This window comes from Serratia sp. JSRIV002 (assembly GCF_019968725.1).
Classification (GTDB): Bacteria; Pseudomonadota; Gammaproteobacteria; order Enterobacterales; family Enterobacteriaceae; genus Chania; species Chania fonticola_B.
In genome coordinates, this window is the sequence record NZ_CP074143.1 from 1,278,901 (window position 1) to 1,305,376 (window position 26,476).

The window sequence follows — 26,476 nt, forward strand, 5'->3', positions numbered from 1 at the left end:
TGAACATGCTCGAGCAGATGGGGAAAGCCGCCAAACAGGCTTCCTGGCAGTTGGCGGTACTGAGCACGGCGAAAAAGAACCAGGTGTTGGCGGTGATGGCCGACATGTTGGAAGCCCGCAGCGAGGAAATTCTACAGGCGAATGAGCAGGATATGGCGCAGGCGCGTGCCACCGGGATGACTGAAGCCCTGTTGGATCGTCTGTTGTTGACTCCAGCGCGTCTGGCGGCGATCGCCAACGATGTGCGCCAGGTCTGCCGCCTGAGCGATCCGGTTGGCCACGTGCTGGACGGCAATCTGCTGGACAGCGGCCTGAAGCTGGAGCGCCGTCGTGTGCCGCTCGGGGTGATTGGCGTGATCTATGAAGCGCGCCCCAACGTCACCATTGACGTCGCCAGCCTGTGCTTGAAAACCGGTAATGCGGTGATCTTGCGCGGCGGTAAAGAAACTCACCACACCAATCAGGCGACGGTGAAAGTGATCCAGCAGGCGCTGGAACAGTGCGGCCTGCCAGCGGCGGCGGTGCAGGCGATCGAAAGCCCGGATCGTGAACTGGTGAATGAACTGCTGCGAATGGATCGCTATGTAGACATGCTGATCCCACGCGGCGGTGCCGGGCTGCATAAGCTGTGCCGCGAGCAATCGACCATTCCGGTGATCACCGGCGGTATCGGCGTGTGCCATATCTATGTAGACGACAGCGTAGACTACGACAAGGCGCTGACGGTCATCGAAAACGCCAAGATACAGCGGCCAAGCGCCTGTAACTCGGTCGAAACCCTGCTGGTTAATCGGACTATCGCTAACAGCTTCCTACCTGCGTTGAGCGCGCGTATGGCCACCGTTGGGGTAACGTTGCACGCCAGCGATAACGCCATGCCGTTGTTGCAGGAAGGGCCAGCGAAGGTGGTTGCAGTGGCCACAGAAGATTACGATGACGAATGGCTATCGTTGGATTTGAACGTGACGCTGGTGGATGATATCGATCAGGCCATCGATCATATTCGCACCCACGGCACCAGCCATTCCGATGCCATTTTGACGCGCTCGCTGAGCAACGCCGAGTATTTTGTCCGTGCGGTGGATTCTTCTGCGGTATACGTCAACGCCAGCACCCGCTTTACCGACGGCGGCCAGTTTGGTTTGGGCGCAGAAGTTGCGGTCAGCACCCAGAAACTACACGCCCGCGGCCCGATGGGGCTGGATGCGCTGACCACCTATAAGTGGATTGGCTACGGCGACGATTTGGTGCGCAGCTAGGTTCAGGTTTAAATGATGTTAAAGGGCGCAGTGTGTAGATACTGCGCCCTTATTGTTTCTGGCTATTGGCTCACTCGCAGCTTTTGATCATCGAGCCATCAACGCAAAAACTCCCCAGCCAAGGTATTCACGCGTGTACGCCACGTGGCGTTTAGGCGCGCTCGTCAACTGCGTCCGAACTTCCTCTGCGAGCTCATCATCGGGGTTTGCCTCCAACCATCGGCGCATCGTCAGCCACATGGCCGCTACGTACCTGTCCCAACCTTCCTGATCTGCCAACACCATTTCTACGACGTCATAACCGAGCGTGTCAAAAGAGGTGACAAGCTCTGCCAGGGGGAGAAAGTCGGCAAGGGCAGTAGCGCCACACTCTTTGGCGATCTCTTCCGTCGGTGGCAACAGACGCCAATAAGGTTCACCGATAAGGATGATCCCGCCAGGCTTGAGGCTTTTACTCAGCAGTTCGATAGTCCCGGCGACACCTCCGGCTATCCAGGTAGCACCGACGCAGGCCGCTACTTCACATTTTTGATCGGCTACGTAACCGGTAGCGTCGTTATGGATAAACTCAACGCGTTCGGCTACACCGAGCTCCTCTGCTCGCAGCCTGGCTTGTGCACTGAATAACGGGCTCATGTCGATACCCGTACCGGTGATGTTGTAATCGCGTGCCCAGGTGCAGAGCATCTCCCCCGAACCGCTGCCGAGGTCGAGCACTCGCGTACCTGGTTCCATACGTAACACCGCGCCGAGAGTCGCGTACTTCTCGGGTGTGAACGGATTATGGATGCGGTGAGCACTTTCGCTGATAGTGAAAATACGTGGGATATCCATGACACTCTCCTTAGCGGTTGTCCAACTGGGCGCGAACATTGTTCAGCCCGCTGGTATTGATGCGATATGGCTGACCATTGACGGACTTGATCAGCTTTTTGGTTTTGAGTTTTTTGAATACGGCTAGCGTGCAGTCGCTGAGCAACAGCCCTTCGCGGCTGTAACATTCAACGGAAGTGACGCGGCCGGAGGCATCTCGGACGTGCGCAATACGTCCACCTTTGGCGAGAACGTGTAAGGTACGTTGTTCCTGACGGGATAAATTCATGCTGAAAAACCTGTTAATCATCATGTGCAAAACGTGCAAACACCCAGCGGTGTCCGCATTCGATTTCGGCGCATTGATAATCAGTCCGGCCTGGAAAGGTCGGGCAGCTGATTATCGGATGATTACATTCTCCAGCATCAAAGCCTCGGTATGAGTTGAAAGGGTTTTACGGCGGGAATAGTAACACACATTATTTGTATGGGAATAAGCTGGCACTGAAAAGTGTGATCTTTGATACATCAGCGTTAATGTTGTCGCGCGGGCAGTGAAGGCGGTCCAGCATACTGAATCGCATAGACTCGAACGATTAACTCAGGTCATGCAAGGCTTTATCCACCGGTGGAGTCAGCGTGATATTCAGGAAGTCCACCGATAACCCACGACGTTCAGGCGTGCAGCACATCACACCGATTTTCGCTGCGCCTTGCGGAAAGTAACATAAGCGTAGCAGCGGCCAGTGATGACCCTCCATTGAGTACTGTAATCGCAGGCTGTTGCCTTTGCGGGTCAAGCGAAGCCAGAACTCACGTGGATCCCCCGCAAAGGTGCCGGTTGCCCAGTCTGAGTTCTCCAGCGTCAGCACACTGCCTATTGCGGGGGCACCGTCGTTAAACTCAATACCGGCTTTAAGCCAGTGCTGGTCATCGGTCATGAACATGATCCCGGCCTGGTCATACAGCGTGGTGAAGTCCGCGCAGACCTTTACCTGAAAAGTGAAATCTTCACTGACGTCGGTGGCGAAGATGTGCCCTGAAAAACGCTCAAACCCGTACCAGGTTTTTTGCCAGAAGTCGGTTTTGTCATTTGTGACAACGCTTAACTTACCGTGATCGCACTGCCATTGTTCAGGTTCATTAATCCAGTAAAAGGAATCAAGCATCAGGCCTCCCAGGGGCAAAAAATACACGTTTGTCTACCGGAAATCAGTTTACGCCTTTGTCGATACAATGACTTCCCCAAAGCCCATCGTCTTTCTACGAGATGATGCGCCAGATCAGCGTCATAAATTGGACTATCGCTATCCATTCATCCGGCCGCGTTGTTACGATCAATGATCAAGATAGAGATAGTGCATCCAGCTTGTCATGCGCAGCAGCACCTTACGCATTACGGAAACATGGGTAAAGTGGTCGGAATACACCGCCACCTGGGCAAATATCCCATCTGGCAAAGCATCAACATCCGCATTCGGCTCTAACTCAATCACCGCCAGCACGCCATCGGAGCCGGGTATCATGCTCAATGATTGCAGGGTTCCCTGCGCCTGGTACGTCCCGCTGGGAACGACGGGAAGTATGCTGGTCAGTCTCCCCTGAAACACCTGGCCAGGTAGCGCATTGAAGACGATCTCGGCTTGATCGCCCGATTTCAGGCGTAACAGCGAATTTTGTCTGAATTGCGCGACGATTTGCCGTTTTTGCTGCGGGATAAACACCATCACCGGGCGCAGTGGCAGCGCTGCCGCGTAGGTTCCTGGGCGGATAAGCACCTGGGTTACATAGCCATTACTGGGGGCGCGAACCACGGTTTGGTCGAGATTGTATTTGGCTTCTGTTAACTGGGCACGGAGGCTGACTATCTGCGACTGTTCTCCGTTGACGACGCTGCTTAACTGGCTTTTTATCTGTGCCTGTTCAGCCAATGAACTTTTCACCAGCGCATCCTGCGCCAGAAAATTTTGCCTGGCGTTATCAATGTCGCTTTCGGAGAACGGGTTTACCCTGGCCCGGCTTCCTCTAAGATAGCGCTGGTAGTCTTTATATAAACGATCGCGTTCGGCAATCACCCCCGAGGTATGGGCGACGGCTTCATCTAATTGCCCTTGGAGCACCTGGATGCTATGGATTGCCGTCATTAAATCGGCCTGTAATCTATCGACACGTGCCTGGTATCGGGTGGGCTCTATTTTAAAAAGTACGTCCCCTTTTTTTATAAAGGTATTCTGCTTATCAGTGACCTCACTGACAATGCCGGTAACTTGCGGAGTAATGGGAATGGAAACCACGGCCTTTTGTGCTTGAAAAGTATAAGGGTGGTTATAATTCATTAATAAAATCAGGGCGCCGACTAAAACAACGCCACCCAATGCTGCGGTGGGGACCGTCCATTTGTTTACCGGGATTTTAAATATTTTGAATATGCCATAGGCCAACGCGACATAGGTAAGAATAATGAGCAAGTCCATGGAGTTACTCCGCAGAAGGTGTTTTGGTTTCGCAGATGCTCTGTTCCAGCTCGGTTATTCTTTGCTCTAAGCGGGCAAAGGGATCTTGCTGGCCTTGCATGCCCCAACCGCGCTCTGGGCGATACAACGTGGCCCATATCCATAAAAAAGGCCACATCACATGCAGAGTAAACAAACTGACCCAACCCGCAACATGGATCGCGTCTGCATGCGGATGATTACGGGATTTTGCGATCAGATAAGGAATGTCATGGAGAATAATGATCCCGTAAAAAATAACGAGGAAGACAACAATGAGTACGCCTAACGCAAAGTAATTTAAGAACATGGTGGCCTCGGCTAAGTAAACTCACCCGACGGATTAGGTACGTGCGCTATGGGTTGCGCCACCTTGTCTGTTAGGCGTGTAGTAGTGGGTTATCATTGACTGTAGTGGATAATAATTTATGAATAGTGATATTTTTCATCTACTTTGGCAGTGCACGCCGACAATGACATGTCGGTAGATAAAACACCTAAGGCAATGCTAAAAGGATGTCTTTTCATATATCCTCTCGGTGGGGAGAGGTCAGTTCATAAAATATAGCACCATCCAAAAAATCTGGCGGTATGAGAACATTTTTGTTGGCGATTTATCAGCAACCTTTGTCGTTAACGGGGCTAAAATGGTAGTGTCTATGAACCCATTTCATAAGTTCTGTGCGAACTGGCAAGGTTTACGTCAACCAAGGAAATACGCATGCTGAAAGAAAACTTCAATGAGCTACAGGTTTTTCTCGCCGTGGCGAGGGAGAGAGTTTTTACCAAAGCGGCGGGCGAACATGCGGTGCGCAGCCTGCTATCACGGTGCCCGCCACGCTCAACGGCTGCGCGGATCAGTTCAACGGCCTGACGCGTATCCGTTGCCGAAGCTCAACCCCATGCAGCCCAGGCCGAGCGCTGACACTTCCAGCCCGGACTTACCGAGATAACGTGTTTGCATTCGGGAGTTCCTCCTATTTTATCGTTAAACGTCGAGTTTGCGGCTGGCTAGCTATTCCACCCTGGCCGGATCGCGATGCGAGAAGAAAGCGCTGGTCGCGGTATCGATCGGCCGATCTGTGGTGTGTGAAAAGTTTTACTCGGCGTGATTTAATTGATTAGAGGGAGTAATTCGCTAGGGTTAATTAGCAGGATTCATTAATAAGCGAATGAACCCTGCTGTTTGTGCTGGTACTGCGGATTTTTTGTGGCTGACCTGGTCGGCAATCTTAGCCTGGCAGGCGAATTGGCCCAAGCTCAACTGAGCAAGGCAAAGACTGCACACATAAGGTTAATCATAGTACAGCGTATAGTGCAGCAAGCGGCTAAATGACCCTGAATTAATCGGCCCCGTTTTAGCGATGTAAGCCGAGAAAAGCAGGGTGTTATCGCCTTTTTTAATTTTTTGGCCGCTATTCTTTTTGCCAAAATACAGCGGGCTGCCATCACTGTCCAGCAGCCCTAACGCGATACCACTCATGCCATCAACCGGAATCAAACTGCCAGATGCGCCGGTCCCCGTTCTGTCGAACGCAATCTTGACGTTCTTATTTTCTGTATCGCAGCCGTATAAATTGATGAGGAAGGGCACCGGTGTAGATTTCCCTTTGGCATCAAGCTCGGCGCTGGATATTTCGCCCATGTTGATCGTTTGATTATCATCACCGACCACGATATTGCAGGTGGCGACAGTAATCCTGCCCACAAACTGAGTGCTACTGCTCGCCTTGATTTCCGCATGAGCAGCGGTGGGCAACAGCGTTGCGGCAAATAGAAGTAAACATTTGCTGTTCATCATTGCTTTCCTTCCCAATAACATTCACGGCATGGCAACTTCGAAGGTCAGCACCTGGCTGTATTCACCATCCTTGATTTTTTTTAGATCCTTGGTGGTGGCGGATATTTCAGCCCGCATCCTTTTTGATTCGCTGATGCTGCTGATATCACTAATAAAGCTGGAGTATTTTTGGTTGAATTTCAAGTATGCACCTTTACCTAAATCAAACAGCTTGAGGCCGATACCCTGTGGCGCTCCTGAGCTATGGCTAATCCCCCAAAAGGTCGAGCTGATTGGGTAACCGCCTTGGGTTTTGATTTCACCGGGCAGATTATAGGCGCTACCCATACAGGTGGTGGATTGGTTTGGTCCTTTTATCACGGTCATGGTGAAGTCCTCACTACGGACTCTGCCACGGCTGAGATCGTCAGAGGAGATCGGCTGGAATGCCACCACATCCGGGGTGACAACGGTCAAGGTACACTGCTTGATCGGTGGTCTCATCGAACCGCCCCCGCCTCCGCTACCGATGCTGCTGTTAGTACCGCAGGAAGTCGATCCGTCATTTCCGTTTAGGCCGCAGATGATCAAGTAGGGGGTGCTGGTTGTTGACCAGGCCATATCGGTATCCGAGCCAGAAATTATCCACAGGGCGCCGACCGAGTCTTGCAGGTCATAGAAAGGGTTAACGTTATAATCGGTTTTAAATACTTTGGGTTGTACGCGAAAATTAAACGTTAAACTCTTGGTATAGCGTGGTGTGGCGAGTTCCAGATCCCAGCAAGTTTTTTGGCATGGTGCCAAAGTGGTATCGTTCCAGGTAAACTGCTTATCGTGTTCCATGTTTTCAATATTGCTAAAGGTTCTCTGCGAACCGGCACCGGAGATCGTTAAGGTCAGGTTTTTCCATACGTTAGAATTGGCAGGGATGGGAATATCCAGATCACTGGCCTTGGAAAACTTATAGGTGATCATCTCTGCTTTATCGCCAAAGTTGATGCAGATTACCCTGGCGGTTTGGCTGGTGGAGTAGATGCCGTTGGGAATTTTCCAGATATCTTTTTTGTCACAATGCTTAATACCCTCTTCGTCTTGATAACAATTAATATCTTCAGTACCCCTTTGGATCCTTCCCTTGATCAGGTTACCGAGGCTTACGTCAGGAATGAGGCTAGGGCTTGGCGTCCAATCGCAGGCAATAACTGACTCAGCCCAGGCGGTGTTAACAGAGAAAAGCCCTATACAGAAGCTCAGGATAAACTTGATCATAACAATAGCCTCAATATCAAGGGCGACTTTTATCGTCTTTTACCACATCGCACTGGCTCGCTGTGCAATGATAATTTATTGCGTTATAAGAGCCATAATCATTAATGTACTGTAGTTGGATGGCCTGGTTTTTTACCCGCGCGTTTGGCACAGTGACGTCACTCAGCGGCTTAAGCGTTATAGCCTCATCCGCCAGTGATAGCGGTTTGCTCGCTACGCTGAGGCTCGGGATAACGATATAAAAAGGCGTAGGATTGACGATCTTCACGCCATTATTGACGGGGGTAAGCACTAACTTCTCTTGCCAAACCTCCATGGCCATTTTTTTCAGGCTCGCAGGGCGGTAGAAGACCTTTATTTTAATCCGTAAAGCTAACTGCACGACGTTGCTCTTTTCAGATTTTGGCGGGATCTCCTGCAGGTTATAGAAGAACAATGACTCTCTATCCTGAGGTAATTGAGCCGCAGCCGGCAACGGGGTAATGTTTACCTGCACTGTAGTGTCTTGTTCCAGCCGTTGTAGCGGTGGCAGCACGGTAAGGGGGGAGTTTATTTTTTCTTCATTTTCATTTTCTAGCCAGCTTTGTGCCAGATAAGGTAATTTTTTACTGTGGTTAATAATATTAACCGGTGCCGATTTTTCATCACCCATCATAATCACGCGAGTTCTATCAATAGAGATCGCCGCGTTGGCCTGGGAGACGCTAAAACCTGCGAGCATCAGGATAAAAAATAGCTTGGTAGCCTGTGGGAACATGGGAATATCCTTGTGAGATTATTGGGTTTTACATACCGTAGAAGAGGTGAAAGACAGCGATACATTCTGGCCCTGCAGGCTGAAGAAACAGTGTCGGCCAGCCGCATCCATCGCTTTTAGGGGGGAATCACTGCTGACTCCGGAAATATAGACCTCGCCATTTTCACCCACCATGCCAACGCTTCTCTTCTCGGCAGCGTCTTCAACGGTGGTGCCAAACGGGATCGGTCGGCCCTGGGGATCGGTTAACCGAATAAAGGCTTTGATCCCCCGGTAAACCTTGAGTCTGCGATAGCCAATCGCCCCTTTGGTTAGCACCGTTTGGATGTTGGCGACTGAACCATCAACATCATCGGGGAGTCGTTTAGTATCAATCGAGTAATCGGTGCGGTAATATTCCGGGACGTCGTTGATGATGGCCAAGCCTTGGGCGTTGGTGGGCTCGTTGCGGTCTCCATTGCCAACGTAAACACCGGCAATACCCTTAGTGTCGAGCAGCAATCTTGAGTTTCCGGCGTAGCCGTCACGGTGCATAACGGTGCCATGAGCGGTGGTCGTGAACCCGGACTTGATGCTGCCGCCCAGATAGTAATCGTCGTCACTCATCGATGCGTTTAAGGTGGTGGCGACCTTGGCCATTTTTTGCGAGGAGTTGGCATTGATCTTACCTTGCCGCAAGCCCTCATAGGCGTTGGCGCCAACGGACCAGGTATTATTGGGGTCAACATTATTGGTATAGGACAGGCTCGGTGATAATTTACCGTTATTGGTACGCATAGCGGTATTCATATAGCTTTTGGCACCTAATGGGATATTAAAACTCAGGTAGATTGAGTTGTTGTTTTTCTGGCTCTGTGAATAAAAGCTTTTCTTATACTCTGTGCGGTTTACCGAGAGATAGGTATTGATATTTTTCAGGCCGGCGAAGTCAAAGGATTTTGACACGCTTAACCCGTAGGTATTACTGTCGGAAACGTCCTGCCAGTAGGTTTGCTTGGTATAAATGGCGTTCAGTGAGAACCCGAGATCGCTAAAGCTCTTGCTGGCGACGATATTGTAACTTTCCTTGCTGGTGCTGATATAATCCGGGCTAGTTTTCAGTGTGATAAAATCATTGAGCGTCAGGAAGCTTTCCTCTGAGAAACGGTAGCCCGCAAAGGTAATTTGGCTATCAATGCTGTCGAACATTTTCGAGTAGTTGAAACGGTAGCTTTGGCCCCGCGGGCGGGAGTCTGTCAGCTGTGCATCGGTGTGGGTCAAGTCGAAGGATAGGGCACCCAGTATGCCCATATCGTAACCAATACCCCCGTTGATAGCGTAGTACTGTTTATCGGTAAGGATAAAGCCGCCAAACAGTGACGTTCCTGAAAAGATGCCGAGAGAGGCTTCACCGGTGGCGAGATACGGATTGAAACTTCCATTGTTATTTGATTGCCCCATCATGACTTTATATCTGACATGACCGGAACGCGTCAGGAAAGGAACGTTGGAGGTTTGAATGGTTGACGTTCTCTCCTCACCATTTTCCTCGCGGATGGTTATTTTTAACTCGCCAGAGGTCATGTCGGTGAGATCGTTGATGATAAAGTTGCCGGGCGGCACCAACTTTTCATAGATAACGTTATTATCACCCCGGGTGATGATAATTTTGGCGTTGCTGTTGGCAACTCCTTCGATGACCGGCGCATAGCCACGCAATGCCGGTGGCAGCATGCGATCGTCGCTGACAATGGCAACCCCGGTATAGTCAATGGCGTCGAAAACATCGGATGAAAGATAGTTTCTGCCGAGAGTTAAATGAGCACCGGCATCATTGAGTGAGCGCGCCAGGTAAGCCGTTGGCGTGCTGAAGCGCGATTGCTTTTCGCCCTGCCGGCCTTTATATAAAAATGCCTGATGGTGACTTCTCAGGCGCCAGGAACCGTAGTTCACACCGGCAGTCCCGTAGCCAGATAATGACAGGTAGTTTGAACCCTGCTTATTCTGATAGACGTTGCCACTGGCGTTATAATCAAGCAGGATGCCGGGAATGCCTTCATCCCATTGCGCCGGTGGTATCCAGTTGGGATCGTTATACTTTAACGCTGCCTGCGGGATCGTCAGCAGCAGTTCGCTCTTTTTACGATCGATTCTCACCGTGCTGCCTGCATAATCCTCAACGATAATGCAGGTGCTATCCCCTGGTGCGTGGTGTTCCATTATTCCCTGCAAGGCACTACTTTTTAAATCAAATTTCTGCAACAGTTCCGGGGTAAAGCAAACCTTGCTGTCCCCCTCGATGTCGATTAACTGGAACTGGAGGGTGCCAACAGTTCTATTATTCAACTTTAACGACAGCAGGTAGTTTCCCGCTGGAATATAATCAGGACGTGAAAAATTACTCAAGCTGATACTCTGTTTATCGAGGATGTCCAAGGCTCTGGTCTCAAACTCAATATCATTGTTTTTTGCATAGGCTGAGTGTGCAACAATGATAAAAAACAATAGGGATGAAGCGGGTGAGTAATTTTTCTTATTGTTCATGATAATAGTTTCTGAACGTCGGTAAGTAGCAGGCTTGGCCAAGCCATACCTGCTAGGTGATAATTACTACTGGATTTGGGGGTTTTAGAGATAGGTCAGAGAGAAGCTGGTCAATGCGTCATAGTGACCGGCAATAACCGCTTCCCCATCCAAGGCAACGACCTGAGCGGAGAATTGCAGGGTGTTGTCTCCGGTGCGCAAGCTATAAGGCTCGGATTTTGTCGCAATCTTAACCTGCTTGTTGGCGGCATCTAACAGACGGATGGCCAAACCCTTGGCATCACCGGTGACCCCCAGGAAACCATTGGCACCACCGACAGACATGCCATCGAAGCGGACGTTGACTTTGGTTTCGGCGGCAGCCTTGGGATCAAATGTGCAGCCGATAAGTTTGATTTTAAACTCGATAGGGGTGCTGTAACCGATAGTGGTCAACTGGGAGTCGGCAACCTGTCCCAAGTTGATCGATTGGTTGTCGCCATCAATACCTGGAGCTAAACCGCAAGGGGCTTTTAACACCGAACCTTTGAACAGGATCTGGCCATTGCCTTGGGAACCAGGGGGAACCTCAGCCAGAACGGTACCGCTCAGCGCTAAAGAGGCTAATACGGTAGCGGCTAGCAGGGTTTTCTTGATAGTCATTTTTAATCTCCATATTTACATGCTGTCTTTGGTATAAATCGGCTATACCTTTCCTTGAGGTTACTTATATAAAAGACCTCACACATAGCGCCTTATCTTGTTGCCAGGTGTGAGATCTCTTAAACACCGTAAATCATTAGCCAGGTGTCCTTTTTAGCTTGTCTTCCCTTGAGGATAGGCAGACTTACACAGTATCCTGGATTACTCACTGTCCATTTTTGTTGTTAATTTTGGTATATGTAATAATTATTATTAATTATAAATTAGAGGAATTATAATTATAGTGGCAATATTTATTAAACCCTTTTAATTCAATCTGTTAGTTTGTTTTTTATGTTATAATTTTTAATAATTTTTACAATCATTGACATTATTTTGTATTATCGGTAGGTTATGTGTTTTTTGATTTTTTGCGTATTTTTAGCGATAAATAAACTGAGAGTGGAGTTTGTTGTGTGGTCGTTTCAATAATCAATGGTAGGAGGCGTGAGATTGGTCTAAGTGAGGATTTGGATGCTGCAGTGGAGATTTATTATAATGCGATTCATAAAATTTATATGACTCATCCTCTCTATTTTAAAGTGATGTTTAAAGCCAATCGGAATATTATTTTTTGGTCCATGTTAGGTGGTTATTACACCTTTAAAAACCCTTCTTTTAAAGGGGTTAAGAAGCTTTGCATTAACCATGAATTGTTAAGTGCTAATGCCTTGGATTCATTCATCTCTTTCTTGCAGGTAGGAGGGCGCTTGGCGATCAGGCGTGATGAACAGGATAAACGCAAATTAACTTACCAACCGACAGCCAAAGGGGTAAATGAGGTTCGTGAGTTGATTGATACCCTGCTGCTGGCTTACGCGATGATCTACCCTGAGTTCGCTCTTGCACAGAGGTTTGATCACGATGATTTCATGGCGGATTTTTTCAAAAATTATATACAAGTCATAGGGAAAGAAATGTTTGTGTATGACGTTGTGCCAGATAGCCGTGCATTTTTGACCAAGGATGGGGGGCATATGATGATGTTTCACCTGTATATGGAAAGTCTCAGGCAAAGAACGTTAACGGTGCAATATAATTACTTAAAAGTATCGACGGAGTTTTCGGTATCCCGCTCACATATCAAGCGATGTTTTCAGGCAGCCGAGCGGTTAGATTTATTGAACTTGAGGCAAGATGGCAAGACCATTGAGCTTAAACCCCGTTTTATCGATATGGTCAGAGAGGCCTTCTGTTTTTACCTGGCGAGCGTGGAATATGGCGTTTTTGGGGCGCGTTAATCGGGTCCAGGCATGCCAGCCTTAACTGAATGGTAGGGTCTCACATATTCGACCGTAGGGGCGCTGCATGCTGTGCCCGCTTTGACTATCAGTGGGTGAGTTCAGAGCATACATCTTCACCAGGGCGCAGAATAGTATTCTGACGTAACAGAAATTTTTGTATCTTGCCCGAAGTGGCAACGCTTGCAGATGAACTTATTATGGCAGTTTCGTGGCTTCAAGCCTCACTTTGTAAGGCAGGCCCAAATCCCAGCGGCTTTGCCAGTGCGCAATGAACTGCCTGGTAACGTCGGGCATATGGTGCAGTACCACCACGTTTTCGCTATTTTGTGTTTCAGCTGAGGGAGCATAGTTAAACGAGCCGGTTTCCACCGTCTTGCCATCGACAATAATCGTCTTGTCGTGCTGAATATGATAATGCCCATCGATGCGCATCTGTAAGCCGTGAGTGGCCGCGTAGTTAATTGCAGCCTGGCTGGCTTTGCCCTGATTCCGGCGTTTATCGACTACCACGCGCACCTCCACTCCACGATTGTGCGCCGCTACCAGCGCCTGGGTGATATCGGGTGCCTGGAAAGAATAACCGATCATTTGGATGGACTGATGTGCGTGGCCGATAATATTCAGCACCAACGCCCGCGCCGAGCCTTCTGGCGAAAATCCCACTTGCACGTGTGAGGCCGCATTGGCAGCGGTGGGCAAGGCGACGACAGCGATCAGTGCTAGCCAATTGATCCGGTATTTAAACAATTTTGTGCTCCACGGTGAACGCGGTAGGAATAACAAAGCGGCCAGGTTCGCTGAGTTTAACTTGGTCGCAGGGGACATTTCACGACTAAACGGGTTGATCAATTGACCTCTATCAAAATAGTCAACAATATGTCATCTGGAAGATGCTTAGGCTGAAGCCAGCGTCACCTGACCTCACAAGATTTTAACTTTTTAACGGATTAAGCCTGATGGATAACCTTGCTCAGCTGTTCTCCTCCCTGCAAAAACGCTTACGGCCGGAAGACGTGGCTGAACTGATCCTCACGCAGTTGGGAGACTCCCTGACTCCAGTGGAAACGGCTCAGCTACGGCAGGTAGCGACTGGGTCACTGAAGTCCGGCCTGGTACAGATGACCTCGATGATGCAGGAATTTCGTCAACCGGTCGCTCCAGAGAAACAGGTGGCGAAGGCAGGAGAGTTATTTGCTGGTGCCCCGGTGTTGGACAGCGTTGATTGCAGCGATATTCAACAGGTTCGCCAACTGATTGAGCAACTGTCGGTGGAGATCCAGAAAGCTCCAGGCAGTAATAATTTTATCGTCGACCGTTTCAGCCGTGCGCAGCGGCGACAGGCGGGCATGGATATCTCCAAACGGCGCTATAACAAGCTGTTCCGTTTTCTGCAGCGCTTTGAGAGCAAGCTGGCGACCTACCAACTGGAAACGCAAAAATACCAGGCGACCCGGATGGCCAAATCGGGGCTGGCAATGATGATCCGCTATGAGGATTTTGCTTCCACGCCGGACGTTGCCTGCTTTATTGCCTGGCTTTCCGCCCGCATGAACCGCCGCAGCGTGTTTACCAACCAGGCTCAGGATCGTGCTTTTGACCAGATTGGCGAGATGCTGCTGGCGCGGGTACAACAGGCGCCGACATCGGCGGGCTGGTACGCCATTGCCCATATCATGCCGGATCGTGACATCGTAAAGTACCTCGACGATCGGCAAAAGCTGAGCTTGTTCACTCTCTATCTGGCACAGCTCAACGAGCTGGCCGGATTGCTGCAATTGATCTGGCAACGCAATACCTTCAATCGCCAGACCATGATAGTAAAGCGTGGCGATGACTCCTCTACCTGGAATGCCCTGGCTGGAGCCTGGAACAGCGCCAGGCAAGGTTGGCTTGCGCTGGCTGTCGTATTAGGCATGGAGGAGATGGTCGAACAGATGTGCCTAGGTAAAGTGCTACGCCTTATGGCTGGGGACGTCGCCGCCTGGCACTATCAGACTGGCGGTGGGTTGGAGCCGGATACTCAGGTGTGGGCGCATCTGCCGTTGCCTTGGGAAGTGTTTTCTGGTGCCAGCAGTTGTACCAAAGCCGATGTGCAGCGGGTCTGCGCGCAGTTTGGCGTCGATCCTTATAACAAGGGTTGGATCGGCCCACGCCGCAATCGGCAGGCAGTGCCTTTTGTGCCAACGCCGGAGCTGGTTCATGGCGTGGTGGTGGATAAGCCGGAGATCGCCCTGATACTGCGCAAGGCGGGCTATTTTTCCGGTAAAGGCGGTTAGCCCGCTTGACCGGGCTGACGGCTCGTAGATAATAGCCCTAACTCTGGTATAGCTCAGTGGTAGAGCAGTCGGCTCTCCATCCGACTGGACACAGGTTCGAGCCCTGTTGCCAGAGCCTTTCATTTTGCTTGTTCCGTAACGCGAACATCGTCTCTTCTTCCCATGGCTGCCTGTTTAACCTCTTTGCCAAGACGCTGGATAATATCCTGACGTAGCAGGAATTTTTGTATCTTGCCTGAGGCGTTACGCGGCAGGTTGTCCACCACCACCAGGTGTTCAGGGTATTTGTATTTGGCGACCCGCTTGCGGCCAAAGAACGCGATGACCTCCTCCAGGGTGAGTGAGCCGTAAGCGGCCTTCAGCACCACGTAGGCGCAGGATCTTTCCCCTAATCGTTCATCCGGCATGGCGACAATCGCGGCATCATGGATACGTGGATGTTGCATCAGGATATCCTCCACTTCGCGGCTGCTGATATTCTCCCCGCCGCGCACGATAATATCCTTCTTGCGGCCGGTAATGTTAATGTAGCCGTCGGCATCCATGCGGCACAGGTCACCGCTGTAGTACCAGCCATCCTCATCCAGCGATCGGGCAGTCAGCTCGGGCTCATCCAGATATCCCATAAATACGTTGGGGCCACGTGAGGCTTCTTCGCCTTCTTCACCGTTGGGGAGTGGGTTACGCTCTTTATCCACCACTTTGATTTCTATCCCAGGTGCGGCAAAACCGTCGGTGTTGATCACGCGGGAAAGGGGATCGTCCAGGTTGACCACCGCGTGTGGCGAACTTTCCGTCGAGCCGTAGACGCTGAGTAGTTTAATGCCCATTTGCAGGCAATCCTGGGCAATTTTTTTCGGGATGGTGGTGCCGCCGCACAGGAAGAAGCGTAACGATGAGATGTCGTGCGGCTGTTGTTGCAGGGTGCATAACAGGTCATAGACAAAAGGCGTTGCTCCGAGCACGCAAGTACAGCGCTCTTGTTGCAGCAGGGCAAGGCAATCGAGCGGATTAAAGATATCCAGCAGAACGCTGCGTGCGCCAATCAGAAAGGGGGCCGTCACGCCGTGCAAGAAACCGGTCGCATGCCCCAGCGGTGCGGGCATCAGGAAGGTATCCAGCCAGGTGAGATTAAGCCGCGCGCAGTAGGCACGCTCGCTGGCCAGAATATTATTGTGCGTCAGCATCACGCCTTTGGGTTTGCCTTCGGTACCGGAGGTGAACAGCACGGCGGCCAGCTCATCGCCATGCACGCTGACCGGTGTAATCAGTGGTGGAACATCCCGTAGCAACTGGCTAAGTGCGGGGACGGTTGTTGCGGGGGAAAGCTTATCAACGGCCACCACCTCAAGCAGGCCAGGTATTTGATCGCATAGCGGCAAGATGAGCTCAATTGGCCGGGTATTTCTGAACGAGGTTGGCGCGAACAGCACCTTGGCCTGGCATTTGTTCAGCACCCAGACCAGCTCTGCCTCTCGCCAGGAGGGAAGCAGGGGAACGGAAACCGCCCCCGTTTTCAGGCAGGCCAGGTAGATCACGGTAAACTCACACCAGCCGGGAAGCTGAAAGGCGATGCGGTCACCCGGTTGAATACCGCAGGAGATCAGCCATGCTGCCAAGCTACTTGCCGCGCGGTCGAGGGCGGCATAGGTATAGGAAGTTCCTCGATTGTCGATCACGGCAATCTTTTCCGGCATGGCCTGCTGGGTTTGATGCCAGTAATCGGCAAGCGAGGCATCGCCCCAAAAACCTTGTTGCCGGTATTTGGCCCGGCGCTCAGGATTGAGTTTTATCGTGACACTCATTGGTTTATCTCTATTCATTATTTCTGGGGGGGTGAACTGTTCTGGTCCGGTAAACATTGCCCCTCACCCTAACCCTCTCCCGTAGAGAGAGGGGACCGATCGAGCGTGTTTGAAATTGTAGTGACTCACCTTTGATGAGTGACGAGCGGTTTGCTGAGATGGTCTCTTTACTGCCAAAAGTGCAAGGGCTATCAGCTCCCTCTCCCTGTGGGAGAGGGTTAGGGTGAGGGGCTCAGCCGTAGCGAAACTCGACGCCAAACGTCCCCAAAGGATATTCCCACTGCTCAAGAATGGTGTCGCCGCACAGCACGCGGCAGGTTCCGCATTCCAGACAACCGGCAGAATCGAAATGGATATTGCCTGTGCTGTCTTGCTTATACAGCCCGGCAGGGCAAGCCAGCATCAGCTTACGGAACTCCTCCATGTTGGGGTTATCCACCAGAATGATGTGTGGATGGCCTTCATTAACATGGAACTTGTTGATGCCCAGTTTGACGTCTACGTTGACCGGATTTTCGCTGCTCATAGCGCTGTCGCCCCCTTGATGCCGTCTTTCAATAAATTCATCAGCCCAATCTGTTTCACTCTTTTCATCAGAGCCTTACGCACGGGCTGGGTAGGGCTGCCATCGATAGTGAACATATCCCCCATGATGTCCGCGACCATGCGCGGGTACTGCGTAAACAGGCGCGGGTTTTCCATCAGCGCAGGGATTTTGCGGAAGTAGTGCACCTCATGCATCACACAGTTTTGCTCCAAGGCGTGCTTATATTCCCCTAGGCTGCTGGCGGAAAAGTTCTGCCGCTGCTTGGCCGCGATGGCCGTATTGGCAGCCGCCTGTGCCGATGCAATGGCCAGATCCATGCCGCGTATGGTAAAGCCCAGGTTCAGGCAGAATCCTGCCGCATCGCCGACGATCATTACGCCGCCGTCAGCCAGCGTGGGTATCATCGCCTTGCCACCTTCCGGAACCAGGTGAGCACCGTACTCCAGCAGCTTTCCCCCCTGGATCAGCGGGCGAATGGATGGGTGCTGCTTAAAGTCCTCCAGCATCTGGGGCACGCTTTTCCCCGCGTGGCCAATCTCTCCCAGGCCGCATACCAGCCCTAGAGAGAGGGAGTCCCGATTGGTATAGAGAAATCCTCCCCCCATCAGGCCGTTGGACGGGGAACCGGCAAACAGCCAGGCGGCCCCGTCATTGCCAGAGAGGTTAAAGCGATCTTCGATCACCGAGGGGGATAAACCGATAAGCTCTTTGACGCCTACGGCATAGTGATGTGGCGAAGAAGGGGGCAACAGGTTAATCGAGCGGCCGAGCATGGAATTCACGCCGTCAGCCAGGATCACTATGTCAGCCTTCAGGATATCGTCGCCCGCCTGCACGCCGGTGACCTGATTACCTTCCCGTATCAGCGCGTCGACGCGGACGCCCGAGATAAACTGTGCTCCCGCCTGTTCGGCTTTTTCCATCAACCAGGGATCGAAGCGGTTGCGCAGCACGGTGTAAGACGCCTGGGCGGCAATATCCGGTTTCTCGCTGTGAAAATCGAGCGTGACGGCGCTTTCCTCCGTCATGAATGAGATCTTCTCGCGGGTGACCTTGCGCTCTACTGGCGCCTCCTGTGCGAACCCAGGCATGATGCGTTCCAGGCTATGGGCATACAGGCGGCCTCCGGTCATATTCTTACTGCCAGCGCTGTTGCCACGCTCGATGACCAGCACATCCAACCCGGCCTGCGCCATCACGTAGCTGGCTACGGCACCAGCGACGCCAGCACCGACCACGATGGCATCAAATTTATCGTCCGACATGCTTATGCTCCCTATCTCGCCGCGGGTGTGCGGCGAGATGCGTGCAGTGAATCAAAGGGTTAACGACCTAACTGGTCGATCAGGGCTGGGACCACTTTGTAAATGTCGCCCACCAGGCCGTAGTCGGCATAGTTGAAGATCGGGGCGTTTTTGTCCTTGTTCACCGCGACAATGATCTTGGCGCCGTTGCCGCCGACCATATGCTGGATCTGCCCGGAAATGCCCAACATCAGGTAGAGATCGGATTTCAACTGCACGCCAGATACCCCGATATAGCGCTCGCGTTCCATCCAGTTTTCGCCCTCGGCGATAGGGCGAGAGCAGCCAACTTCTGCTCCTAACAGGGCTGCCAACTCATGGACCATTTTCAGGTCGTCCTGTGCAGCCAGCCCACGTCCGACACCAACCACGCGTTTGGCCTTGCTGAGATCGACGCTGCTCAGCGCTTTGGCACGGCGCTCCTTGCAGAGGATTTCCTGGCGCGGGGTAACATAGCTGAGTTGAGTGACCAGGCAGTCATGAGCCGGGTCGGCGGCGGCAGGCTCCATCACGCCGGGAGCCAGGGTGATGATGGCAGTGGTGGTATTGATTTTTTCCTTACCGAAGGCCAATCCGCCGTACATACGGTGTTCGGCGATGAAATCAGCCCCGTCGACGTGCACGGCGGTCACATCGTTCACTACCGCTGCGTTCAGTAACACACCCAGGCGGGCGGTGAGTGCTTTACCGCGTTTGGTGGCTGCCATCAGCACCAGGGCCGGAGTCTGTTCGCCGTTGACCTCTTTCAAGATGTCCGCCAGGGTTTCAGCATAATTTTCAATGCGCTGCAGTGCGGAGGTTTTCTCCAGCACGTAGATGCCGTCTGCACCCAGAGACTTGAGCCTGGCAACCTGTTCGCTGTCCTGCACGATGCCATAAACATGCTCGCCCCACTGGCGTGCGCCTGCTATCAGTTCGCCGTAGCGCTCAACGTTGTCGCTGAACACCCATACGTTTGTCAGTTTACTCATGATGATTTTCTCCAGTCGTGGGTTAGTTCAGCGCTTTTTTCAGATGGTCCGCCAGCTCGGCAATGGCTTCCGGCGAGTCGTTTTCCAGAATGATGCGTTGGCGCTGTTTCTGCGGCGGTACGGTGATCTCGACCAGCTCGGCCAAAGGCGGCGTCTGGCTCCAGGCAATGTCATTGGCTTGCCACTGATTGATCGGCTTTTTGCCGGCGCCGAGGATCGCCTTCATCGTCGGAATGCGGGGAACGTTAATATCTGAGGTCACGCAGATAACTGCTGGAAGTGGTAGTTCAAGCACCTCGACCTCTTCTTCGAGCGTGCGCTCAACCAGTACACGATCACCGGCAAATTGGATCTGGCTGACGGCATTAACGGTAGGGAGCTGCAAGATTTCCCCAACCAACAGGCCCACCTGCTGGGCATATAAATCCCCGGAACCTTCACCAAACAGCATCAGATCAAAGCCGATTTTGTCTGCGGCGGCAGCCAGCGCGTGTGCGGTATCCATCGGCAGCGCATTTTCCAGTTGCGCATCCTGCACCAGATAAAGCTCATGAGGGCCGCGCGACAGAACGTCCTTACGCACCTTGGAGTTTTGCAGCATCGAGCCGCCCACGCAGAGTGCGGTAATGTGATCGTTCTCTGTTGCCAGTTGGGTGGCGGCCTCGATCGCATTTAAATCGAACTGGCTGATTTTGGCTTCGGCGTGATCGAAATCGAGCGTACGTTGTGCGGTAACCACAATATCTTGCTCTTCGGGGACCAGCTTAAAGCAGGTTATTATTTTCATGGTATCTCCTGTGGGTCGCTCGCTGGCGGCAGAGAGCGTTCTATCAGCGGAAAGGACAAAAAGCATGACAATATATTGCGAGTGCGCAGGGGGATTTACGACTGGATAATCTGTTTTTGTTGCTAACAATCTTGCAAAAAAACGGCTAATAACGGATGGATTGTTGTGCGGGAAAATGGTTTGCCAATGAGTAAGGTAAGCCGGCGGCGCGATCGTGGTGATTTTATTTTCGTGCCATCTTGCACGTGGGGCAAACTATCTTGTTTTAGTCGTCTGGGCTCATATTGTATATTGTTTTCTGTCGCTCTATTTTAGCCACTGATCATTTTGCCAAAGCCAACGTTTTTGTGTGGAGGTTGCCATGTTTCAGCGCTGTTTCGATAATAAAAAAGAAGCCCTTTTTGCGCAGGGGATGACGCCAAAGCTCTCGCGGTTCGTCATCAGTGACGATCCCAACTGGGAGTCTGGGCATCATGTGCATAATGATGAGAGCGAGCTGATTTACGTTAAGCAGGGGGTGGCCAGGCTGGTCATCGATTCCTCTTACTACGTGGCACACGCTGGTGATATCGTGGTTATTGAGCCTGGTCGGCTCCATGCGGTAGCATCAGACTGCACCTCTCCGGCTACCACCTATACCTGTGCCGTCCATGGCTTCAAGTTTCAGGACTGGGAAGAGAATCAGATTTTACAACCTCACTCCTGCCCGGTAGTTTCCGTTGGGCAAGGGGGGGAGGTGATAAAAGCGATCCTTAATGAACTCGGCGTGAGATTGCCCCAGCAGAAAAACGAGTTAACCTCATCGATTTATGATGCTTATGGTTATGCCCTCACCGCGCTGTTTTATGAAAACTTTAAAAACGCTTACCGTTCAGAGTTGGGGTACATTAAAAAAGATGTGCTGGTGAAGGATGTACTGGTTTATTTGAATAATAACTATCGTGAGAAGATCACGCTCGAACAGCTAGCTAAAAAATTCCGCGCCAGTGTCAGCTATATTTGCCATGAGTTTGCTCGTGAATATCATATATCACCGATTAATTACGTTATTCAGCGCCGGATCACCGAGGCCAAGTTTACGCTGACCAATACCGATAATAGCCTCAATGAGATCGCCTGGCGGGTTGGGTACGAAAACGTCGACCATTTTGCCAAATTATTTATGCGTCATGTCGGTTGTTCCCCAAGTGATTATCGTAAGCAGTTCAATAATAACTTGGTGGAACAGGCATGTTTACCGGGTTGAATCTGCTGGTGGCTTATTGATAATGCGCCAGGAGGTTGGCTTATTGGCTACCTCCTGGCGTTTTAGTGCCTTATTTGCTCTGGTAGTCTTTGAGGATCTGGCGGCCAGCAATATAAATCATGATTTCATCGGTGCCACCGCCAATCCTTTCGCAGCGTACGTCACGCCAGAAGCGGGAAACCCGAGCCTCATCCGTATAGCCCAGCCCGCCCATGATCTGGATGGCGTCATCAATTACTTCCATCGCCGTACGGGCGCAGTGGAGCTTACACAGCGCGGCGCTGGTGCGCAGTGACTGTTTCTGATCCGCCTGCCAGGCCACTTTCATCACCATATTGCGCATGTTGTCGACCTTGATCGCCATCAGCGCCAGCTTTTCCTGGATCATCTGGTTATGGCCGATCGGCTTGCCGAAGGCGATACGCTGGTTGGCATAACGGGCGGCATCTTCAAACGCGCACTCGGCGAAACCGGCGCTGCGTGCGGCGTTGATCAGGCGCTCCATTTCAAAGTTGTACATCACATTGAGGAAGCCCATGCCTTCTTCACCCACCCTATCGCTCTCATCCACCTCAACGTTATCAAGGTAAACTTCGCAGGTGCTCAGCATATGCCAGCCGATCTTGTGCAGCGGATTGACCTTAATGCCCGGCTTGTTGGATTCCATCCACCACAGGGTGAAGGCCTTTTTCGGATCTTTGGGCTCGGGGTCGCGCGCCAGAACCAGCATATACGGGTATTCTTTGGCACCGGTGATAAAGGTTTTTTGCCCGTTCAGATACACCTTGCCGTTTTTACGGGTGTAGGTGGTGGTCGCGGCGCTATTGTCCGAACCTGCGCCCGGTTCGGTCAGGGCCAGCGCATAGGCCGGATCGCCAGTGGCCAGCGTGCTTTCTGCTGTCTTGCGTAGCTGTTCGGCTGAGCCAAAACGGCGCATGCTGTGAATACACTGGCCGTTGGTGATCAGGAACGCCGGTGCGCCACATTTGGAGACTTCCATCAGCGCCAGCATCTGGGTGACATAGTCCGCCGGAATACCGCCGAACTCTTCCGGCACTCCTAATAGAGAAATACCGCTATCGGCGAGCGCGCGCATAAACTCGGTAGGGTAGGTTGAGGTCTGATCGCAGGTGCGGAAATACTCTTCCGAAAAGTTATTGCCGATCAGCTCCCGAATACTGGCAAGCAGCAGTTCCTGCTCTTCAGTTAAAGAAAAGTCCATAGCCTTACTCCTTTTAATATACCGCTTCAGGTAAAGTGAAACCCATGACGCCGTCGATAAACAGTCTTTCGTCCATCAGTTTTAACTGCGGGGAAATAACCGGGGCGAAATCCATTTTTGCCAGAATGTCTTTTTCCAAATCGACGCCGGGGGCAATTTCAACCAGGTGCAGACCATCGGCTTTGAGCGTAAAGACGGCGCGTTCGGTGATGTAGCGCACGTCTAATCCCCGTTCGAGCGCGATTTTGCCGCTAAAGGTGATCTCTGGTAATTGTTTGATGAATTTGTTGACGCGCCCTTCCTGCACAATATTCAGCTTGCCGTCGGTGATGTCGGTTTTTAAACTGCCGGCGGTGAGGGTGCCGCAGAACACAATCTTTTTCGACGTCGCGCTGATATCGATAAAGCCACCGGTGCCCATGATTTTGCCGTTGAATTTATGCACGCCAACGTTGCCCTGTTGATCCACCTCGGCAAAGCTCAGGTAACAGACATCTAGCCCACCGCCGTGGTAGAAATCGAACTGGGAGGTCATATCCAGGACGGCACGGGTGTTGACGTTCGCGCCGAAGGCCACGCCCTGCGAGGTAATACCGCCAATGGGGCCGGTCTCGACCGTCAGCACGAAATCATCGGCACATCCCTCTTCGCGGGCGACTAGCCCAATGCCATCGGCAATGCCCACCCCAACGTTGCCCACAGCTCCTTTACGCATCTCAAAGAGTGCACGTCGCGCCACCAGTTTGCGCTGGTTAAGGGGCAGGGCGATTTGGGTGCTGTCATCGAGCACGAAATCGCCGGAAATAAAGCGGTTTACCGGGGCGCCGCCATACAGCTGCGTCTGCTGTGGATCGACCACTACGATATCAACCAGATAGCCAGGGATGCGCACCGATTTAGGGTGCAGCGTCGCCTTCTTGACCATTTTTTGCACCTGCATCATCACGATGCCGCCGTTGTTATGCACCGCCTGGGCAATCACCAGCGCGTCCAGATACATCACCTCATCTTCGAACGAGGCATAGCCTTCGCTGTCGCAGGTGGTGGCGCGAATAAAGGCGACGTTGGGCGCAATAGCCTTGTAGTAGAGATATTCCTGGTTATCGATCTCGACCAGCTTGATGAGATCTTCTTTGGTCACCTCATTGAGTTTGCCGCCTTGCTGGCGCGGGTCGACGAAGGTACCAATCCCGATCTCGCTTAAAATCCCCGGTTGGTGCGCCGCTGCGGCCCGTAGGGTCTGGGTCAACACGCCTTGGGGATAGTTGTAGGCCGCAATCTTGTTCTGCTCGGCCAGATCGGAGATGCGTGGGGATTGTCCCCAATGCCCGCACAGTGCCCATTTCACCAGCCCAACCTGTGCCAGTGGGCTGATACCGCGATCGGCGCGGTCGCCTAACCCTGTCGGGCTGATTAATGACAGGTCACGCGGGGTTTGCGAGGTTTGATATTTCTCTGCCAGCGCGGTAATTAAGGTGGTGGCCTCCAGAATACCGCCACCGGCCCCTAATACGCATAAGGTGGCTTCGTCAGGAATATAATTTACCGCCTCTTGTGCCGATAATACCGGGACTCTGCCATTGATTCTTTTCGGTTTTACCAGTTCCATAATTACTCCTGTTAATGACCGATGCATTTATTTTATTTTGCGGGGCAACCAAACTCGCACGCAGGCGCGCGGATGCCGCAATTAAGCTGCATGAAAAATTGATTGCTCTTTTTAGTGACTTGTTTTATTCGGCGGAAAGACGATTATTCCCGCCGACAGTAATATCAGTACGCCACTGAATTAATGCAGTATCGTTAATATGGTGCGTAAATCCGTGACGGAGATTTGCCCCGGCGCGGAGGCTTTCTTGACCGCGCCAAAGGTGGCCGCAGAGCCAAAGGTTTCGCCCGCTAACCGGGATACAATGCCGGTTTTGGCCATCGACATGGTGATTATCGGCCCGTTGGCATGCTTTTCGTGCATTTCCAGCGTCGCGGCCAGCAGCGTCAATACGTCACTTTTGTTTTGCGGCATCAGGGCGATTTTCGGAATATCGGCTCCCAATTCCTGCATTTTGCACAGGCGCTTGACGATTTCCTCCTGCGGCGGCGTTTTATGGAAATCATGATTCGACATGATGACCAAGACGTTCTTGGCGTGGGCATGGGCCACGGCCTCTTTGAGCAGTTCGTCGCCGGTAAACAGCTCCAGATCGATCATATCGACCAGGCCGCTGTCCACCGCCGCCAGATTGAGCGCGATATAGGCCTGTGGGGGCAACGCCTGCTCACCGCCTTCCTGCGCGCTGCGGAAGGTAAACAGCAGCGGCTTGTCGGCAATGATCTCTTTGATCTGACGGGCGGCGGCTAGCACGTTGCTGAGCGTGGCGACATCCGCAAAATGATCGACGCGCCACTCCAGAATATCGAAATCAGCGTGACGATAATCCTGCGCCTCAGCCACCACGGCAGGGATATCTTTGCCCATCAGCGAGACAATGATTTTTGGCGCGCCTTCGCCGAACACAATGTTTTTTACGGTTATGGTTTTCATTTTTACCTTTTGCATGCTCTTTTGCCGCAATCAATAAGGTGGTGATTTAAGCCCATCACCACGCGCTACGGGAATGCTACGCCTCGAATCCCATCACTTGCTTAACGTATTCCAGTGGGAAATCTTTGCCGGTCCACAGTTTGAACTGTTCGGCGCCTTGCCATAACAACATGCCGTAACCGTCCACCGTTTTGCAACCTGCCTGTTGGGCCATTTGCAGCAACTTGGTCATGTGCGGATTATACACGCACTCCGTCACCAGCAGTTGCGGGCGCAGCAGGGCGATGTCGCTAACGATGCTCTCGTTTTCCAGCGGCTTCATCCCGACTTTGGTGCCGTTAGTCAGGATATCCGCGCTGGCGATGGCGCTGGCAAACGCTTGCTGGTCTGCCAGATCGGTCACGGTTACCTTGCAGTCGGTGTTGTCGTTGACCCGTTTGGCAAAGTCGAGCGCCTGTTCAAAGAACTCGTCCTTACGATTAAACAGCTTGATCTCTTTGATGCCTTCAACGGCGGCCTGTGCGCCGATAGCGGTAGAAGCGCCACCCGCACCGACCAGCACCATGGTTTTGCCCTTGATATCAAAACCGGTTTCCTTGATGGCCCGAATATGCCCGGTACCGTCGGTGTTATAGCCGCGCAGATAGCCGTCGTCGTTGACGATGGTGTTGATAGCGCCAACCAGTTTGGCCGCTGGCGTCAACTCATCGACATACTGGCAGGCAAACTGCTTGTTAGGCATCGAGACGCCGGTGCCGCGCATTTTTAACGCCTTCAGCCCTTCAATCGCGCTGGCGAAGGTGGTGGTATCGACTTCGAAAGCCATATAGGTAAAAGGTAGCCCGACTTTATCCAACGCTTTATTTTGCATCTCTGGCGATAAGCTGTGTCTGATCGGATAGGCCATCAGCCCGATAAGCTCATATTTTGCGGTTACATCCATTCTAAACTCCTTGTC

24 protein-coding genes, 1 tRNA gene and 2 pseudogenes are annotated in these 26,476 nt (G+C 52.0%); 6 read left to right on the plus strand and 21 right to left on the minus strand.

Going from position 1 to position 26,476, the window contains the following annotated elements; genetic code table 11:
- Positions 1-5: 5 nt before the first annotated feature.
- Positions 6-1,259 carry a glutamate-5-semialdehyde dehydrogenase gene (gene proA, locus KGP26_RS05800; RefSeq protein WP_223665142.1) on the plus strand — a complete coding sequence of 418 codons (1,254 nt, stop codon included), beginning with the start codon at positions 6-8 and terminating at the stop codon, positions 1,257-1,259.
- An 87-nt stretch (positions 1,260-1,346) separates the two neighbouring features.
- On the opposite strand, the gene KGP26_RS05805 is transcribed toward proA, so the two are convergent.
- The 5 genes from KGP26_RS05805 to KGP26_RS05825 all read right to left on the minus strand — a co-directional run bounded on the left by KGP26_RS05805 (position 1,347) and on the right by KGP26_RS05825 (position 4,874).
- Entirely contained in the window at positions 1,347-2,093 is a 747-nt protein-coding gene (locus tag KGP26_RS05805) for a cyclopropane-fatty-acyl-phospholipid synthase family protein (RefSeq protein ID WP_223665143.1), read from the minus strand.
- A gap of 10 nt (positions 2,094-2,103) precedes the next feature.
- Positions 2,104-2,361 carry a YjhX family toxin gene (locus KGP26_RS05810; RefSeq protein ID WP_021805582.1) on the minus strand — a complete coding sequence of 86 codons (258 nt, stop codon included), beginning with the start codon at positions 2,359-2,361 and terminating at the stop codon, positions 2,104-2,106.
- Between the two features lie 307 nt (positions 2,362-2,668).
- Positions 2,669-3,241, minus strand: a complete 573-nt coding sequence (locus KGP26_RS05815; protein WP_094983028.1) for a DUF1349 domain-containing protein — start codon at positions 3,239-3,241, stop codon at positions 2,669-2,671.
- A gap of 168 nt (positions 3,242-3,409) precedes the next feature.
- Positions 3,410-4,546, minus strand: coding sequence for an HlyD family secretion protein (locus tag KGP26_RS05820; protein WP_021805579.1), 1,137 nt, complete (start codon positions 4,544-4,546; stop codon positions 3,410-3,412).
- A gap of 4 nt (positions 4,547-4,550) precedes the next feature.
- Complete coding sequence (locus KGP26_RS05825; protein ID WP_021805578.1) at positions 4,551-4,874, minus strand: DUF3302 domain-containing protein; 324 nt, start codon at positions 4,872-4,874, stop codon at positions 4,551-4,553.
- A 411-nt stretch (positions 4,875-5,285) separates the two neighbouring features.
- Between KGP26_RS05825 and KGP26_RS05830 the strand changes: the two are divergent.
- Positions 5,286-5,393, plus strand: a pseudogene (locus KGP26_RS05830) (LysR family transcriptional regulator); the annotation flags it as partial.
- A gap of 5 nt (positions 5,394-5,398) precedes the next feature.
- Here KGP26_RS05830 and KGP26_RS05835 read toward each other — a convergent pair.
- The 6 genes and pseudogenes from KGP26_RS05835 to KGP26_RS05860 form a co-directional block, all read right to left on the minus strand.
- Positions 5,399-5,528 (minus strand): annotated as a pseudogene (locus KGP26_RS05835) (aldo/keto reductase); the annotation flags it as partial.
- A gap of 330 nt (positions 5,529-5,858) precedes the next feature.
- The gene (locus tag KGP26_RS05840; protein WP_179249113.1) at positions 5,859-6,365 is read right to left on the minus strand and encodes a fimbrial protein; all 507 of its coding nucleotides are present in this window, start codon (positions 6,363-6,365) and stop codon (positions 5,859-5,861) included.
- Positions 6,366-6,386: 21 nt separating this feature from the next.
- Entirely contained in the window at positions 6,387-7,613 is a 1,227-nt protein-coding gene (locus KGP26_RS05845) for a hypothetical protein (RefSeq protein ID WP_223665144.1), read from the minus strand.
- Positions 7,614-7,629: 16 nt separating this feature from the next.
- Positions 7,630-8,370: a molecular chaperone gene (locus KGP26_RS05850; protein WP_218519800.1), complete on the minus strand. Its 741-nt coding sequence runs from the start codon at positions 8,368-8,370 to the stop codon at positions 7,630-7,632.
- Between the two features lie 18 nt (positions 8,371-8,388).
- Positions 8,389-10,755 carry a fimbria/pilus outer membrane usher protein gene (locus KGP26_RS05855; RefSeq protein WP_245399447.1) on the minus strand — a complete coding sequence of 789 codons (2,367 nt, stop codon included), beginning with the start codon at positions 10,753-10,755 and terminating at the stop codon, positions 8,389-8,391.
- Between the two features lie 222 nt (positions 10,756-10,977).
- Positions 10,978-11,535: a fimbrial protein gene (locus tag KGP26_RS05860; RefSeq protein WP_115158575.1), complete on the minus strand. Its 558-nt coding sequence runs from the start codon at positions 11,533-11,535 to the stop codon at positions 10,978-10,980.
- Positions 11,536-11,990: 455 nt separating this feature from the next.
- On the opposite strand from KGP26_RS05860, the gene KGP26_RS05865 reads away from it, so the two are divergent.
- Positions 11,991-12,815 (plus strand): hypothetical protein, encoded by an 825-nt coding sequence (locus KGP26_RS05865; protein WP_021805571.1) that lies wholly within the window; start codon positions 11,991-11,993, stop codon positions 12,813-12,815.
- A gap of 198 nt (positions 12,816-13,013) precedes the next feature.
- On the opposite strand, the gene KGP26_RS05870 is transcribed toward KGP26_RS05865, so the two are convergent.
- Positions 13,014-13,565: a phospholipase D family protein gene (locus KGP26_RS05870; RefSeq protein ID WP_371824937.1), complete on the minus strand. Its 552-nt coding sequence runs from the start codon at positions 13,563-13,565 to the stop codon at positions 13,014-13,016.
- 209 nt (positions 13,566-13,774) lie between these two features.
- Here KGP26_RS05870 and KGP26_RS05875 point away from each other — a divergent pair, with 209 nt between their 5' ends.
- Together KGP26_RS05875 and KGP26_RS05880 are read left to right on the plus strand one after the other, a co-directional pair.
- Complete coding sequence (locus tag KGP26_RS05875; protein WP_223665146.1) at positions 13,775-15,094, plus strand: hypothetical protein; 1,320 nt, start codon at positions 13,775-13,777, stop codon at positions 15,092-15,094.
- A gap of 42 nt (positions 15,095-15,136) precedes the next feature.
- Positions 15,137-15,209 (plus strand) — tRNA-Glu (locus KGP26_RS05880).
- A 4-nt stretch (positions 15,210-15,213) separates the two neighbouring features.
- Here KGP26_RS05880 and fadK read toward each other — a convergent pair.
- From fadK to KGP26_RS05905, 5 genes are all read right to left on the minus strand, one after another.
- Complete coding sequence (gene fadK, locus KGP26_RS05885; RefSeq protein WP_223665147.1) at positions 15,214-16,899, minus strand: medium-chain fatty-acid--CoA ligase; 1,686 nt, start codon at positions 16,897-16,899, stop codon at positions 15,214-15,216.
- 232 nt (positions 16,900-17,131) lie between these two features.
- Positions 17,132-17,425 (minus strand): ferredoxin family protein, encoded by a 294-nt coding sequence (locus KGP26_RS05890; protein WP_071681226.1) that lies wholly within the window; start codon positions 17,423-17,425, stop codon positions 17,132-17,134.
- A complete protein-coding gene (locus tag KGP26_RS05895) occupies positions 17,422-18,711 on the minus strand; it encodes an FAD-dependent oxidoreductase (RefSeq protein WP_021805566.1) in 1,290 nt (429 codons plus the stop codon). Before KGP26_RS05895 ends, KGP26_RS05890 begins: the two co-directional genes overlap by 4 nt.
- A gap of 59 nt (positions 18,712-18,770) precedes the next feature.
- Positions 18,771-19,721, minus strand: a complete 951-nt coding sequence (locus tag KGP26_RS05900) for an electron transfer flavoprotein subunit alpha (RefSeq protein ID WP_115158579.1) — start codon at positions 19,719-19,721, stop codon at positions 18,771-18,773.
- 22 nt (positions 19,722-19,743) lie between these two features.
- The gene (locus tag KGP26_RS05905; protein ID WP_218519796.1) at positions 19,744-20,508 is read right to left on the minus strand and encodes an electron transfer flavoprotein; all 765 of its coding nucleotides are present in this window, start codon (positions 20,506-20,508) and stop codon (positions 19,744-19,746) included.
- 361 nt (positions 20,509-20,869) lie between these two features.
- On the opposite strand from KGP26_RS05905, the gene KGP26_RS05910 reads away from it, so the two are divergent.
- Positions 20,870-21,754, plus strand: coding sequence for an AraC family transcriptional regulator (locus tag KGP26_RS05910; protein ID WP_218519795.1), 885 nt, complete (start codon positions 20,870-20,872; stop codon positions 21,752-21,754).
- Positions 21,755-21,824: 70 nt separating this feature from the next.
- Here the strand turns inward: KGP26_RS05910 and KGP26_RS05915 are convergent, their stop codons facing one another.
- The 4 genes from KGP26_RS05915 to ydiB all read right to left on the minus strand — a co-directional run bounded on the left by KGP26_RS05915 (position 21,825) and on the right by ydiB (position 26,461).
- Positions 21,825-22,976, minus strand: a complete 1,152-nt coding sequence (locus KGP26_RS05915) for an acyl-CoA dehydrogenase (protein ID WP_021805562.1) — start codon at positions 22,974-22,976, stop codon at positions 21,825-21,827.
- Positions 22,977-22,989: 13 nt separating this feature from the next.
- A complete protein-coding gene (locus tag KGP26_RS05920) occupies positions 22,990-24,585 on the minus strand; it encodes an acetyl-CoA--acetoacetyl-CoA transferase subunit alpha (protein WP_021805561.1) in 1,596 nt (531 codons plus the stop codon).
- Between the two features lie 180 nt (positions 24,586-24,765).
- On the minus strand, positions 24,766-25,518 hold the full coding sequence (gene aroD, locus KGP26_RS05925; protein WP_115158787.1) for a type I 3-dehydroquinate dehydratase: 753 nt from the start codon (positions 25,516-25,518) through the stop codon (positions 24,766-24,768).
- A 76-nt stretch (positions 25,519-25,594) separates the two neighbouring features.
- Positions 25,595-26,461 (minus strand): quinate/shikimate dehydrogenase, encoded by an 867-nt coding sequence (gene ydiB, locus KGP26_RS05930; protein ID WP_021805559.1) that lies wholly within the window; start codon positions 26,459-26,461, stop codon positions 25,595-25,597.
- Positions 26,462-26,476 lie beyond the last annotated feature (15 nt).

Excerpts from the sequence above, each read along its gene's own strand:
- KGP26_RS05900 (WP_115158579.1), bottom strand. The coding sequence starts at position 19,721 with ATGAGTAAACTGACAAACGTATGGGTGTTCAGCGACAACGTTGAGCGC.
- KGP26_RS05920 (WP_021805561.1), bottom strand. The coding sequence starts at position 24,585 with ATGGAACTGGTAAAACCGAAAAGAATCAATGGCAGAGTCCCGGTATTA.
- fadK (WP_223665147.1), bottom strand. The coding sequence starts at position 16,899 with ATGAGTGTCACGATAAAACTCAATCCTGAGCGCCGGGCCAAATACCGG.
- KGP26_RS05805 (WP_223665143.1), bottom strand. The coding sequence starts at position 2,093 with ATGGATATCCCACGTATTTTCACTATCAGCGAAAGTGCTCACCGCATC.
- KGP26_RS05915 (WP_021805562.1), bottom strand. The coding sequence starts at position 22,976 with ATGGACTTTTCTTTAACTGAAGAGCAGGAACTGCTGCTTGCCAGTATT.
- KGP26_RS05895 (WP_021805566.1), bottom strand. The coding sequence starts at position 18,711 with ATGTCGGACGATAAATTTGATGCCATCGTGGTCGGTGCTGGCGTCGCT.
- proA (WP_223665142.1), top strand. The coding sequence starts at position 6 with ATGCTCGAGCAGATGGGGAAAGCCGCCAAACAGGCTTCCTGGCAGTTG.
- ydiB (WP_021805559.1), bottom strand. The coding sequence starts at position 26,461 with ATGGATGTAACCGCAAAATATGAGCTTATCGGGCTGATGGCCTATCCG.
- KGP26_RS05860 (WP_115158575.1), bottom strand. The coding sequence starts at position 11,535 with ATGACTATCAAGAAAACCCTGCTAGCCGCTACCGTATTAGCCTCTTTA.
- KGP26_RS05845 (WP_223665144.1), bottom strand. The coding sequence starts at position 7,613 with ATGATCAAGTTTATCCTGAGCTTCTGTATAGGGCTTTTCTCTGTTAAC.
- KGP26_RS05910 (WP_218519795.1), top strand. The coding sequence starts at position 20,870 with ATGTTTCAGCGCTGTTTCGATAATAAAAAAGAAGCCCTTTTTGCGCAG.
- KGP26_RS05820 (WP_021805579.1), bottom strand. The coding sequence starts at position 4,546 with ATGGACTTGCTCATTATTCTTACCTATGTCGCGTTGGCCTATGGCATA.
- aroD (WP_115158787.1), bottom strand. The coding sequence starts at position 25,518 with ATGAAAACCATAACCGTAAAAAACATTGTGTTCGGCGAAGGCGCGCCA.
- KGP26_RS05815 (WP_094983028.1), bottom strand. The coding sequence starts at position 3,241 with ATGCTTGATTCCTTTTACTGGATTAATGAACCTGAACAATGGCAGTGC.
- KGP26_RS05890 (WP_071681226.1), bottom strand. The coding sequence starts at position 17,425 with ATGAGCAGCGAAAATCCGGTCAACGTAGACGTCAAACTGGGCATCAAC.
- KGP26_RS05825 (WP_021805578.1), bottom strand. The coding sequence starts at position 4,874 with ATGTTCTTAAATTACTTTGCGTTAGGCGTACTCATTGTTGTCTTCCTC.
- KGP26_RS05810 (WP_021805582.1), bottom strand. The coding sequence starts at position 2,361 with ATGAATTTATCCCGTCAGGAACAACGTACCTTACACGTTCTCGCCAAA.
- KGP26_RS05850 (WP_218519800.1), bottom strand. The coding sequence starts at position 8,370 with ATGTTCCCACAGGCTACCAAGCTATTTTTTATCCTGATGCTCGCAGGT.
- KGP26_RS05905 (WP_218519796.1), bottom strand. The coding sequence starts at position 20,508 with ATGAAAATAATAACCTGCTTTAAGCTGGTCCCCGAAGAGCAAGATATT.
- KGP26_RS05840 (WP_179249113.1), bottom strand. The coding sequence starts at position 6,365 with ATGATGAACAGCAAATGTTTACTTCTATTTGCCGCAACGCTGTTGCCC.
- KGP26_RS05875 (WP_223665146.1), top strand. The coding sequence starts at position 13,775 with ATGGATAACCTTGCTCAGCTGTTCTCCTCCCTGCAAAAACGCTTACGG.